Origin of the sequence: Ciceribacter ferrooxidans (assembly GCF_004137355.1) — a bacterium.
Classification (GTDB): domain Bacteria; phylum Pseudomonadota; class Alphaproteobacteria; order Rhizobiales; family Rhizobiaceae; genus Allorhizobium; species Allorhizobium ferrooxidans.
This window is the reverse complement of the sequence record NZ_SDVB01000380.1, coordinates 244,208-257,019: the sequence shown is the minus strand read 5'-3', so window position 1 is coordinate 257,019 and position 12,812 is coordinate 244,208. Positions and strand designations below refer to the sequence as shown.

Sequence of the window (12,812 nt, the reverse complement as noted above, 5' to 3'; positions counted from 1 at the left end):
GGCCGTCTGGCAACCGCTGCCGGCCTCCGCGGCCGATCAGGGTCAGGGTCAGGACACACTTGCGACAGGCGCAGCCACCGAGGGGACGGCGACGGGGACGACCGCGCCTGCCGCCACCGCCCGCAAGGCCGGCCAGCCGGCGGAGCCGGATGCGCCCGCCGATACCGTGACCGGCTCGGTCCCGTCCGAGGACCCGGAGGCTGCCGATATGGGGCGGCTGAACCTTCGCGAGTCTCCCGTCCAGTATGCACCGGAACGTGCGACGCCGGACGATGCCGAGCCGCCCGGCATCCGCCTCGGCACCATGACGTTGCGCCCCGCCTTCAGCCAGAGGCTCGGCGTCGAATCGAACCGGACCGGCGGAGACAAACAGCAGCGGACCTTCTGGGAAACAGGCCTCAAGGGATCGCTCACTTCTGACTGGTCCCGCCATCAGTTGACCGTGACCGGCGAAGGCTATTGGCAGCGCAATCTCTCCGGCGACGGCGCGACCGACCCGCGCGCCAATGTCGACGCCGACCTGCGCCTCGATCTCTCCGAGAGCACGACCGCGCATCTGCGTGCCGGCTACGGCTTCAGCCGCGAGGATACCAACGACCCGAACGCGATTTCCGGTGCGTCGGTACAGTCCGGCATCCACCATTTCACCGGCGACGCCTCCGTCGAGCACGATTTCGGACGGCTGCGGGGAACGCTCGGCGCCGACGTCGAACGCTGGCTCTATTCGGATGCCGAGCTCTCCGACGGCACCAAGGTCTCGCTTTCCGAACGAAACCGGACGGCGGGCACGCTTCGCGCGCGGCTCGGCTATGAAATCTCGCCGGCGCTCATTCCCTTCGTGGAGGCATCGATCGGGCGCGTTCTCTACGACGAGAAGACGGATTCGGGCGGATATGCCCGCTCGGCGGACGTCTATGCGGCGAAGGCCGGCATCACCTCGGATTTCGGCGAGAAACTGAGAGGCGAACTCTCGCTCGGCTATCGCATCCAGGACTTCGACGACAGCCGCCTCGACGACATCGCGGCGGTCACGGTCGACGGCAATATTGCCTGGTCGCCGCATCGCGGCACCGACGTCGATCTCGGGCTTTCCACGACGATCGACCCGTCGACGACGGCGGGCGTCAGCGGCGCCGTCATCTACGCGCTCGACGCTACCGTCACCCACCAGTTGCGCAGTGATCTGGTCGCCCGCCTCTCCGGCGGCACCGCCTGGACCGACTATCCGTCGGATGCCGGCGTTTCCGACAGCGTCAAGTACACCGCAGGTGCCGGCCTGAGCTACAGTCTCAACCGTTACGTCGATCTGACAGCGGACGTCGGCTACGAATACACCGACCGGCGATCCGCAACCGACTCCGAGACCTGGAATGCAATGGTCGGCCTGACGACCAAGCGCTGAGCCGCCCTATTTGAGGGCGGCGAGCAGGGCCTTCAGCGGCTCCTCGATCGTCGGGCGGATATCGGCCCGCTCGATGGCGAAGCTCACATTGGCGAGGATGAACCCGTCCTTGGCGCCGCAGTCGAAGGTCTGGCCCTTGAAGTGGTAGCCCGCGAACGGCTGCGTCTTTGCGAGCTTCAGCATACCGTCGGTCAGCTGGATCTCGTTTCCGGCGCCGCGCTCCTGCGTTTCGAGGATCGCGAAGATCTCCGGCTGCAGGATATAGCGGCCGTTGATGAAGAAGTTCGACGGAGCCGTACCCTTGGCCGGCTTCTCGACCATTTCGGTAATGCGGAAACCGCCTTCGAGCTGCTCGCCCACACCGACGATGCCGTATTTGTGGGCCTGGTCGGGAGCGCATTCCTCGACCGCGATGACATTGCCGCCGGCCTTCTCGTAAAGCTCGACCATGCCCTTGAGGCAGCCCTTCTCGGCCCGCATGATCATGTCGGGCAGCAGCAGGGCGAAGGGTTCGTCGCCGACGATGTCGCGGGCGCACCAGACGGCGTGGCCCAGTCCGAGGGGCTCCTGCTGACGGGTGAAGCTCGCCGAGCCCGCCTTCGGCAGGAGGCCCGAGAGCAGGGTCAGTTCGGCATTCTTGTTTCTGGCCTTGAGCGTCTGCTCCAGCTCGAACTGGATGTCGAAATAGTCCTCGATGACACCCTTGCCGCGCCCCGTGACGAAAACGAAATGCTCGATCCCGGCTTCCGCCGCCTCGTCGACCACGTACTGGATGACGGGCTTGTCGACGACCGTCAGCATTTCCTTCGGAACCGCCTTGGTGGCGGGAAGGAAGCGCGTGCCGAGGCCCGCGACGGGGAAGACAGCTTTACGGAGCTTGCTATGTTGAACCACTCAATTCCTCCTTGAGGACTTTCCGGCAGGCGTCCTCATTCTCACGCCTGCGAACTCTTATATATTTGCCGCCATTTCGCAAAGGCCTGTGCTGGGCCGACGCGCCATGGTAAAGAATTTGTTGACGCAATTGCCTTAACCTGAGGTGAACAGCCTCACAATGGCTGGAAAATGAACCGTCCGATTACGGGGAAATTCCAATGACCAGACAGAACCGCAAGCTTCTCGGAGCCCTTGGCATTTCGCTGGCCACCCTCATGCTGCCGGGTGCCGCAATGGCCGACGCCGGCTTCAAGAAATGGGTCAACGGCTTCTATGCCACCGCGGCCAAGAACGGCATCAGCGAGCGCACCTACAATGCCGCCTTCGGAGGGGTCTCCTCGCCCGACCCGGATGTGCTGGAGAAGGCTCGCTACCAGCCGGAATTCAAATCTCAGATCTGGGACTATCTCGATTCGCGGGTCAATCCGTACACCGTCAAGATCGGCCGCGAGATGGCCGCCAAACATGGCTCGACGCTCGCCGCGCTGGAACGGCATTTCGGCGTCGACCGGAACATCCTGCTCGCCATCTGGTCGATGGAATCGAACTACGGCGCGGCCCTCGAGACGCCGGAGCGGCTGCACCACGTGCCGACTGCGCTCGCGACGCTCGCCTACGCCGATTCCAAGCGCTCGAAATACGCCAAGAAACAGCTGATCGCCGCGCTCCGGATGCTGCAGAACGGCGACGTCGCCTCGAAGAACCTGATGGGCTCCTGGGCCGGTGCCATGGGCCACACGCAGTTCATCCCGTCGAGCTACCTGCTCTATGCGGTCGACGCCGACGGCAACGGCCGCAAGGACATCTGGCATTCGGTGAGCGACGCGCTCGCGACCTCGGCGAACCTGCTCGACAAAAACGGCTGGCAACCGGGCAAGACCTGGGGCTACGAAATTGCGGTGCCGAAGGGTGGCGCAGCCTACGCGGGCAAGACCAAGACGCTCGCCGAATGGGTGAAGCTCGGCTTCGTTCGGCCGAACGGCAAAGGCTTCAAAAACGGAAGCGACCGCGCAGTGCTGAAGATGCCGGGCGGTCCTGGTGGCCCCGGCTTCCTGATGACCAAGAACTTCTTCGTCATCAAGCGCTACAATGCCGCCGACAGCTACGCGCTGGCCGTCGGCCTGCTCGCCGACGAAATCGCCGGCTATGGCGGGATGCGGCAAGCCTGGCCGCGGCCGGATGGCACACTGGACATCAAGGAAAAGTTCGAGTTGCAGACGCGTCTGCAGGCACTCGGCTACTACGAGGGTGAGATCGACGGCAATTTCGGCTCCGGCTCGAAGGCCGCGATAACCGCGCTGCAATCGCGGCTCGGTATGCAGGTCGACGGCGAACCTTCCCGCCGCCTTCTCGACGCGCTGCGCAACTGACATTGTGCCGGCGTCGGCGTCCGGAATAGTGTGACCCCGCGAGACGGGACGGAAACCGACCAGACGGTGGAACGTGATGCGGCAGAAGAGCGGACATAGGCACTGGCGCGGCAGCCTCTGGCTCGCCGTGCTCGCGCTTGCTCTGCCGCTGTTTGCGGCGCCGGAAATCGCGCAGGCACAATACCGCGAGCGCAGGACGCTGCTCGACCTGTTCTTCGGCGGCCCGCGCTACATCGAACCGGTCGAGCCGGTCCCGACGCGGCGCAAGATCACGACGCCGCGTGCGCCGAAAAAGGCGCCGAAAAGCGTTGCGAGCCCGGCCGCCCCACCGCCACCGCCACCGGTCGTCAAACTGGAGAACGCGCGCAAGGTGCTCGTCGTCGGCGACTTCATTGCCGGCGGTCTTGCAGACGGGCTCAACGAAGCCTTCGCCAACTCGGCGGGGGTCGTCGTCATCGGGAAGAGCAACGGTTCGTCGGGCCTGGTCCGCGAAGACTACTACAACTGGCAAACGGAACTTCCGACGATCCTGGACGAGGTGAAGCCCGATCTGGTGGTGGTCGAGATCGGTGCCAACGACCGCCAGCAGATGGCGACGGCGGCCGGCAGGCAAGACTTCCGCACCGAGGACTGGCTCAAGGAATACGAGGGCAGGATCACCGCGCTTTCGAAGATCGTCACCGATCGCAAGCTTCCGCTGCTCTGGGTCGGCATGCCGCCGTTCCGGCCGCAGAACATGACGTCCGACGCCCTGATGCTGAACGGCATCTACCAGAAGACGGTGGAAGCGCATGGCGGCGAATTCATCGATGTCTGGGAGGGGTTCGTCGACGCGGACGGGCGCTTCATCCTCACCGGCTCCGACATCAACGGCCAGCAGGTCCGATTGCGCGGGTCCGACGGCATCAATCTCACCGCCGCCGGCAAGCGCAAGATGGCGTTTTACGTCGAGAAACCCGCACGCCGGCACCTCGGGGAAATGGCGAGCCCCGACCTCGTGACGCTCGACGGCGGCAATCTGCCCGAGCTCAAGAGCCTGCCGCCGTCGCAGATGCAGAACGTCGTTTCCACCCAGCCGATCAATCTGACCGATCCGGACCTCGACGGCGCGGCGAAGCTGCTCGGCGACGAGCCACCGCCGGCGGCCGCGTTCCCTTCACCGCGCGAAAACCTGGTGCAGAGAGGCCAGCTTCCGCCGCCGCCCCGCGGCCGCGTCGACGACTACGCGTTGCCGCAGGCAAACACCACCCTTCAATAGAAAACGGGCCGCGTCGCCGCGACCCGTCGATCCTTCTGCGGTCCTTGCCGATCAGCGCGGCAGGACGCTCTCGCCCATCAGTGCCTCGTCGATCGCCCGTGCCGCCTGCCGGCCTTCGCGGATCGCCCAGACCACCAGCGATTGGCCGCGGCGCACGTCGCCGGCGGCCCAGAGCTTCGGCACCGAGGTCCGGTAGTCCTTGTCATTGGCAACGACATTGGACGAGCCGCGGCGGTCGACATTGATGTCGAGCTTGCCGTCCAGCTCCTTCACGACGCTGTCGGTGAAGGGGCCGCGGAAACCAATCGCGATGAAGGCGAGATCGGCCTTGATGATGAACTCCGAGCCGGCGATCGGCTTGCGGCGCTCGTCGACCTGGCAGCACTTGACGCCCGTCAGCACGCCGTCCTCTCCGACGAAGGCGAGCGTGCCGACCTGGAACTCGCGCACCGCGCCTTCGGCCTGGCTGGAGGAGGTGCGCATCTTCGTCGCCCAGAAGGGCCAGATCGCGAGCTTGTCCTCGACTTCCGGCGGACGCGGGCGAATGTCGAGCTGCGTCACCTTGACGGCGCCCTGGCGGAAGGCCGTGCCGACGCAGTCCGACGCGGTGTCGCCACCGCCGACGACGACGACGTGCTTGCCGCCGGCGAGGATCGGATCCGACGGCCAGCCGACACTGTCGATGTTCTCGCGGCCGACGCGGCGGTTCTGCTGTACGAGATAGGGCATGGCGTCGTGGACGCCGTGCAGGTCCGCGCCGGGAATGCCGGCCTCGCGCGGCGTTTCCGAACCGCCGCAATAGAGGACCGCGTCATAATCGGCGAGAAGCTTCTCGGCCGCCACGTCGACGCCGATGTTGACACCGCAATGGAAGGTGACGTTCTCGCCCTTCATCTGCTCGACGCGGCGGTCGATGAAGTTCTTCTCCATCTTGAAGTCCGGGATGCCGTAGCGCAGAAGCCCGCCGGGCTTGGTCTCGCGCTCGTAGACATGCACCTCGTGGCCGGCGCGGCCGAGCTGCTGGGCGGCGGCGAGGCCGGACGGGCCCGAGCCGATGATCGCGACCTTCTTGCCGGTATGGACGGTCGCGGGCTGCGGCACGATGAAGCCGAGCTCGTAGGCCTTGTCGGCCAGCGCCTGCTCGACGGTCTTGATGGCGACCGGCGTGTCCTCGAGGTTGAGCGTGCAGGCCTCCTCGCACGGCGCGGGGCAGACACGGCCGGTGAATTCCGGGAAGTTGTTGGTCGAATGCAGGTTGCGGATCGCCTCTTCCCACTTGCCGTTGTAGACGAGGTCGTTCCAGTCCGGGATCTGGTTGTGCACCGGACACCCCGTCGGACCGTGGCAGTAGGGAATGCCGCAATCCATGCAGCGCGCCGCCTGCTTGGTCACTTCGGCATCCGACATCGGAATCGTGAATTCGCGGAAGTGGCGGATACGGTCGGAGGCCGGCTGATACTTCGCCACCTGCCGGTCGATCTCCATGAAGCCTGTTACCTTGCCCATTTTGCTATCCTGCTCAGTAAATCCTGTGACTGCACGTCTGTCGTGCGCGAAGTGCGTCCCGCCGGTCTTCCGCCGGGACACCTGCTTCGATGCCGAGACATCACTCGGCGGCGACGCCCATCCGCATCCGTTCCATCTCTTCCAGCGCGCGGCGGTACTCGACCGGCATCACCTTGCGGAACTTCGGACGGAATTCCGCCCAGCGGTCGAGAACGTCCTTCGCCCGCGTCGAACCCGTGTAGTGCAGGTGGTTCGAGATCAGCTGGTAGAGGCGCTCCTCGTCGTGGCGCGTCATGTCGCCCGAGACGTCGACGCGGCCCTTGTGCATGAGGTCGCCGCCGTGGTGGTGCAGCTTCTCCAGCATGTCGTCCTCTTCCGGTACCGGCTCCAGCTCGACCATCGCCATGTTGCAACGGGAGGCGAAGTCGCCCTGCTCGTCGAGAACATAGGCGACGCCGCCGGACATGCCGGCCGCGAAGTTGCGACCCGTCTGGCCGAGCACGACGACGACACCGCCGGTCATGTACTCGCAGCCGTGGTCGCCTACGCCTTCGACGACAGCCACCGCACCGGAGTTGCGCACGGCGAAGCGTTCGCCGGCCACACCGCGGAAGTAGCACTCGCCCTCGATGGCGCCGTAGAGAACGGTGTTGCCGACGATGATCGAGTTCTCCGCAACGATGCGGGCGTTCTCCGGCGGACGGACGATGATGCGTCCACCCGAGAGACCCTTGCCGACGTAGTCGTTGCCATCACCGACGAGATCGAAGGTGATGCCGCGGGCGAGGAAGGCGCCGAAGGACTGCCCCGCCGTGCCCCGAAGGGTGACGTGGATCGTGTCGTCCTTGAGCCCCTTGTGGCCGTGGCGCTTGGCGACTTCGCCCGACAGCATGGCGCCCGCCGAACGGTCGACGTTCTTGATGTCGACGTCGAAGACCACCGGCTGCTTGCTTTCGAGAGCCGGCATCGCCTTCTCGATCAGCTTGCGGTCGAGGATGTCGTCGATCGGGTGCTTCTGCCGCTCGGTCCAGTAGGTTGCCGCCTTCGGAGCGTCCACCTTGTGGAAGATCCTGGTGAAGTCGAGCCCCTTGGCCTTCCAGTGGGCGAGCATCTCTTCCTTCTCGAGGTATTCCGAGGCGCCGATGATCTCGTCGAGCCTGCGCACGCCGAGCGAGGCCAGGATTTCGCGAACCTCTTCGGCAACGAAGAAGAAGAAGTTGACGACGTGTTCCGGCGTCCCCTTGAAGCGCTTGCGGAGAACCGGGTCCTGCGTGGCGACGCCGACCGGGCAGGTGTTCAGATGGCACTTGCGCATCATCACGCAGCCCGCCGCGATCAGCGGAGCGGTGGCGAAGCCGAACTCGTCGGCACCGAGCATCGCCCCGATGATGACGTCACGGCCGGTCTTCAGGCCGCCATCGACCTGCAGGGCGACGCGCGAGCGAAGCCCGTTGAGGACGAGCGTCTGCTGGGTCTCGGCAAGGCCGATCTCCCAGGGGCTGCCGGCATGCTTCAGCGAGGTGAGCGGCGAAGCGCCGGTGCCGCCGTCGAAGCCGGAGATGGTGATGTGGTCGGCGCGCGCCTTGGCGACGCCGGCCGCAACCGTGCCGACGCCCACTTCCGACACCAGCTTCACCGAGATATCGGCGACCGGGTTGACGTTCTTGAGGTCGAAGATCAGCTGCGCCAGGTCCTCGATCGAATAGATGTCGTGATGCGGCGGCGGCGAGATGAGGCCGACGCCCGGCGTCGAATGGCGGGTCTTGGCAATCGTCGCGTCGACCTTGTGACCGGGCAGTTGACCGCCTTCGCCGGGCTTCGCACCCTGCGCGACCTTGATCTGCAGCACGTCGGCATTGACGAGGTATTCGGTGGTCACGCCGAAACGGCCGGACGCGACCTGCTTGATCGCCGAACGCTCGGGATTGGCCGAACCGTCGAGCAGCGGCGTGTAGCGGTCGGCTTCCTCGCCGCCCTCACCGGTGTTCGACTTGCCGCCGATACGGTTCATCGCGATCGCGAGCGTCGTATGCGCCTCGCGGGAAATCGAGCCGAAGGACATGGCGCCCGTCGAGAAGCGCTTGACGATCTCGACGGCGGGCTCGACCTCGTCGAGCGGCACCGGCTTGCGGCCGAGCGTTTCCGCCGACTTGATGGTGAAGAGGCCGCGGATCGAGTTCAGCCGGAGCGAGGTCTCGTTGACCATCTGGGCGAATTCGCGGTAGCGGTCGCGCGAATTGCCGCGCACCGCATGCTGGAGAGCGGCAATCGAATCCGGGCTCCAGGCGTGGTTTTCACCGCGCATGCGGAAGGCGTATTCGCCGCCGATGTCGAGCGTGTTGGCGAGAACCGGATCCTTGCCGAAGGCGGCGCGGTGACGGTTCACGGTCTCTTCGGCGATTTCCTTGAGGCCGATGCCCTCGATGGTCGTGGCGGTGCCGAAGAAGTACTGGTTGACCAGCTCCGACGACAGGCCGACGGCGTCGAAGATTTGCGCGCCGCAATAGGACTGGTAGGTCGAGATGCCCATCTTGGACATGACCTTGAGGATGCCCTTACCGACCGCCTTGATGTAGCGGTAGACGACTTCGCTGGCGTCGACCTCCTTCGGGAACTCGCCGTGCTTGTGCATGTCGGTGAGCGTGTCGAAGGCGAGATAGGGGTTGATCGCCTCGGCACCGTAACCGGCGAGACAGCAGAAGTGATGCACTTCGCGCGGTTCGCCGGACTCGACGACGAGACCGACCGAGGTCCGGAGACCCTTGCGGATCAGGTGGTGATGCACGGCCGCGGTGGCGAGTAGTGCCGGGATCGCGATGCGGTCCGGCCCGATCTGGCGGTCGGAGAGAACGATGATGTTGTAGCCGCCGCGAACGGCGGCCTCCGCCCGCTCGCAGAGGCGATCGAGCATTTCCGGCATGCCTTCGGCACCGCGCTCGGCGTCATAGGTGAAGTCGAGCGTCTTGGTGTCGAACCGGTCCTCGGTGTGGCCGATCGAGCGGATCTTCTCGAGGTCGCCGTTGGTGAGGATCGGCTGGCGCACTTCGAGCCGCTTCGCCCGCGCCGCACCTTCGTGGTCGAGCAGGTTCGGCCGCGGTCCGATGAAGGAGACGAGGCTCATGACCAGCTCTTCGCGGATCGGGTCGATCGGCGGGTTGGTGACCTGCGCGAAGTTCTGCTTGAAATAGGTGTAGAGCAGCTTCGACTTCTGCGACATCGCCGAGATCGGCGTGTCGGTGCCCATCGAGCCAATCGCTTCCTGGCCGGTGGTGGCCATCGGCGACATCAGGAGCTTGGTATCCTCGGTCGTGTAACCGAAGGCCTGCTGGCGATCGAGCAGCGACACGTCGCGGCGCAGCGCCCGCGGCTCGACCGGCTTCAGGTCTTCGAGGATCAGCTGCGTGCGGTCGAGCCATTCGCGATAGGGATGGGTCTTGGCGAGTTCGGACTTCACCTCCTCGTCGGAAATGATCCGCCCCTTCTCCATGTCGATGAGCAGCATCTTGCCCGGCTGCAGACGCCACTTCTTGACGATCAGCTCTTCCGGTACCGGCAGCGTGCCGGCTTCCGAGGCCATGATGACCCGGTCATCGCTGGTGACGAGGTAGCGCGCCGGCCGCAGGCCGTTGCGGTCGAGCGTCGCGCCGATCTGCTTGCCGTCGGTGAAGGCGACCGCCGCCGGGCCGTCCCACGGCTCCATCAGCGCGGCATGGTACTCGTAGAAGGCCTTGCGCTCGGGCGACATCAGCTGGTTGCCCGCCCAGGCTTCGGGGATCAGCATCATCACCGCCTGCGCCATCGGATAGCCGCCGCGCATCAGGAATTCGAGCGCGTTGTCGAAGCAGGCGGTATCGGACTGTCCTTCGTAGGAGATCGGCCAGAGCTTGGAGATGTCGGCGCCGAAGAGCGGCGAAGAGACCGAGGCCTGGCGGGCGGCCATCCAGTTTACGTTGCCGCGCAACGTGTTGATCTCGCCGTTGTGGGCAACCATGCGATACGGATGCGCGAGCTTCCACGACGGGAAGGTGTTGGTCGAGAAGCGCTGGTGGACGAGCGCCACGGCCGAGACGAAGCGCGGGTCGCGCAGGTCCTGATAATAGGCGCCGACCTGATAGGCGAGGAACATGCCCTTGTAGACGATCGTCGAGGACGACAGCGAAACCGGGTAGAAGCCGGTTTCCTGTCCGCCGTACTGGTCGTAGATGCGGTTGGAGATCACCTTGCGCAGCAGGAACAGCCGACGCTCGAAGGCGTCCTGGGTGGCCGCGTCCCGGCCGGCGCCGATGAAGACCTGAATATGACGGGGTTCGGTCGCGGCAATTTCCGGCGCCTTGGACAGCGAGGCGTTGTCGACCGGCACGTCGCGGTAGCCGATCAGGTGCTGCCCCTCGTCCTGACAGACCTCGGCGATGACCTTCTTGAAATGGGCGATCTGCTCTTCGTCCTGCGGGAAGAAGAAGTGCCCGACGGCATATTCGCCAGCCTTCGGCAGGGTAATGCCCTGCTTGGCCATTTCCTCGCGGAAGAAGCGGTCGGGGATCTGCACGAGAAGGCCGGCACCATCGCCCATCAGCGGATCGGCACCGACGGCGCCGCGATGGGTCATGTTCTCGAGGATGAACAGGCCATCCTTGATGATCTGGTGCGACTTCTCACCCTTCATGTGGGCGATGAAGCCGACGCCGCAGGCATCGTGCTCGTTGGACGGGTCGTAGAGCCCCTGCTTGGCGGGAAGGCCGGCGCGCTTGATCGCGGCCCCGGCACGCGTCTCGTCCGCGCGCGCATGAGCCATCATCGATCCTTCAGACGGAGCCATCTTCGTCATCGCCTTCCCTCCTGTTGCGCCACGCGCGATCCGATCCGGGAAGTCCGGAACCGACCCGCATGACGAGCCCACCTGCACGGCAAGCGGCCAATCTATCGCAAATCTAGTCCGAGGTCATGACAGACACATTGCGTCACGGCTCCCGAAAACCTCAAATTAGGTCAACTCATCTGACCTAATTCCTGCGCTTCTATGACAGAAAGCCGGCCCCACTTCAAGAGTGAACCCGAAAATTTCGGCAGGAGGTCGACCGATGATTGCTGAATCTGCCTTCCGGCAGAAATTTTCTTTCCCTGGACTCATGAGAGCGTTTCATTTCTTGCAACTCGCCGCCTCGACGATCGGTCCGACTTGGAAGGCGTTGATCCGGAGCCGGAAATCCCTAATCTCCGCGGTGAACCGCAGCTCATGCAACCACAGGACCGATCCATGTTCTTTGCCTCCGACAATTGGGCCGGCGCCCATCCGCTCATCGCCGAAAGCCTCGTGAAGGAGGCATCAGGTGCCGCCGCCGCCTATGGCACCAGCGATCTCGACAGGCGGATCGAGGAACGCTTCAACCAGATCTTCCAGCGCGAGGTGACGGTCTTCTTCGTCGGCACCGGGACAGCCGCAAACTCGCTGGCGCTTGCAAGCGTCTCCCGCCCCGGCGGCGTTACCTTTTGTCATTCCGAGGCGCATGTGACGGCGGACGAATGCGGGGCCCCCGAATTCCTGACCGGCGGCTGCCGGCTCGTGCGGGTCGAGGGACCGGGCGGCAAGCTCGATCCCGCAGCCCTCGGCGCCGCAATCGACCGCTATCCGCCGGGCGCCGTGCACCAGGGCCGCCCGATGGCAGTCACCCTCACCCAGGCGACCGAGAGCGGCACGGTCTATTCGCTCGCCGAAATCGAGGCGATCGGCGAGGTCGCACGCACCAATGGCCTGCCGCTGCACATGGACGGCGCGCGCTTCGCCAATGCGCTGGTGGCGCTCGATGCGACGCCCGCCGACATGACGTGGAAGCGCGGCGTCGACATTCTCTCCTTCGGCGGAACCAAGAACGGCTGCTGGTGCGCCGAGGCCATCGTCTTCATGAAGCCGGACATGGCCGTAGACATGCCGTTCATCCGCAAGCGCTCGGCGCAGTTGTTCTCGAAGACGCGGTTCATCGCCGCGCAGCTCGAAGCCTATTTCGAGGGCGGACTGTGGCTCGACCTCGCCCGCCACGCCAACGCCATGGCGACACGGCTCAGGACCGGTATCGCCGCGTCGAACCGCGGGCGGCTGGCATGGAGCACCGAGACCAACGAAGTCTTCGCGGTCCTCTCGAAGGACGCCGCCGTCATCGCCGAAGGCCGCGGCGCGCGGTTCTATGACTGGCCGGTGCCGCAGGAACTGCCGAACCTGCTCGGCGAGAACGACAAGCTCATCCGGCTGGTGACGAGCTTCGCCACGACCGAAGACGAGGTCGACCGCTTCGTCGAGGCGCTGGGCTGAGCCGAGGTTTTCGGCAGACACCGGACATGAAAAAGG

The 12,812-nt window shown here is 65.1% G+C and carries 6 protein-coding genes and 1 pseudogene; 4 read left to right on the top strand and 3 right to left on the bottom strand.

Annotated features, from left to right (window positions below; genetic code table 11):
- Positions 1–1,402 (top strand): outer membrane beta-barrel protein (locus EUU22_RS23570; RefSeq protein ID WP_129334395.1); only part of this gene is annotated, 1,402 nt, incomplete at its 5' end.
- Positions 1,403–1,408: 6 nt separating this feature from the next.
- Here EUU22_RS23570 and galU read toward each other — a convergent pair.
- Entirely contained in the window at positions 1,409–2,296 is an 888-nt protein-coding gene (gene galU, locus EUU22_RS23565) for a UTP--glucose-1-phosphate uridylyltransferase GalU (protein ID WP_129334394.1), read from the bottom strand.
- A 200-nt stretch (positions 2,297–2,496) separates the two neighbouring features.
- On the opposite strand from galU, the gene EUU22_RS23560 reads away from it, so the two are divergent.
- Together EUU22_RS23560 and EUU22_RS23555 are read left to right on the top strand one after the other, a co-directional pair.
- Positions 2,497–3,708, top strand: a complete 1,212-nt coding sequence (locus EUU22_RS23560) for a lytic murein transglycosylase (RefSeq protein ID WP_129334393.1) — start codon at positions 2,497–2,499, stop codon at positions 3,706–3,708.
- A gap of 76 nt (positions 3,709–3,784) precedes the next feature.
- Positions 3,785–4,966 (top strand): SGNH/GDSL hydrolase family protein, encoded by a 1,182-nt coding sequence (locus EUU22_RS23555; RefSeq protein ID WP_129334392.1) that lies wholly within the window; start codon positions 3,785–3,787, stop codon positions 4,964–4,966.
- 51 nt (positions 4,967–5,017) lie between these two features.
- Here EUU22_RS23555 and EUU22_RS23550 read toward each other — a convergent pair whose 3' ends face one another.
- Both EUU22_RS23550 and gltB read right to left on the bottom strand, forming a co-directional pair.
- Complete coding sequence (locus EUU22_RS23550) at positions 5,018–6,472, bottom strand: glutamate synthase subunit beta (protein ID WP_129334391.1); 1,455 nt, start codon at positions 6,470–6,472, stop codon at positions 5,018–5,020.
- Between the two features lie 100 nt (positions 6,473–6,572).
- Positions 6,573–11,213: pseudogene (gene gltB, locus EUU22_RS23545) on the bottom strand (glutamate synthase large subunit); the annotation flags it as partial.
- A gap of 513 nt (positions 11,214–11,726) precedes the next feature.
- Between gltB and EUU22_RS23540 the strand changes: the two are divergent.
- The gene (locus EUU22_RS23540; RefSeq protein WP_129334390.1) at positions 11,727–12,776 is read left to right on the top strand and encodes a threonine aldolase family protein; all 1,050 of its coding nucleotides are present in this window, start codon (positions 11,727–11,729) and stop codon (positions 12,774–12,776) included.
- Positions 12,777–12,812 lie beyond the last annotated feature (36 nt).

Excerpts from the sequence above, each read along its gene's own strand:
- EUU22_RS23555 (WP_129334392.1), top strand. The coding sequence starts at position 3,785 with ATGCGGCAGAAGAGCGGACATAGGCACTGGCGCGGCAGCCTCTGGCTC.
- EUU22_RS23560 (WP_129334393.1), top strand. The coding sequence starts at position 2,497 with ATGACCAGACAGAACCGCAAGCTTCTCGGAGCCCTTGGCATTTCGCTG.
- EUU22_RS23540 (WP_129334390.1), top strand. The coding sequence starts at position 11,727 with ATGTTCTTTGCCTCCGACAATTGGGCCGGCGCCCATCCGCTCATCGCC.
- EUU22_RS23550 (WP_129334391.1), bottom strand. The coding sequence starts at position 6,472 with ATGGGCAAGGTAACAGGCTTCATGGAGATCGACCGGCAGGTGGCGAAG.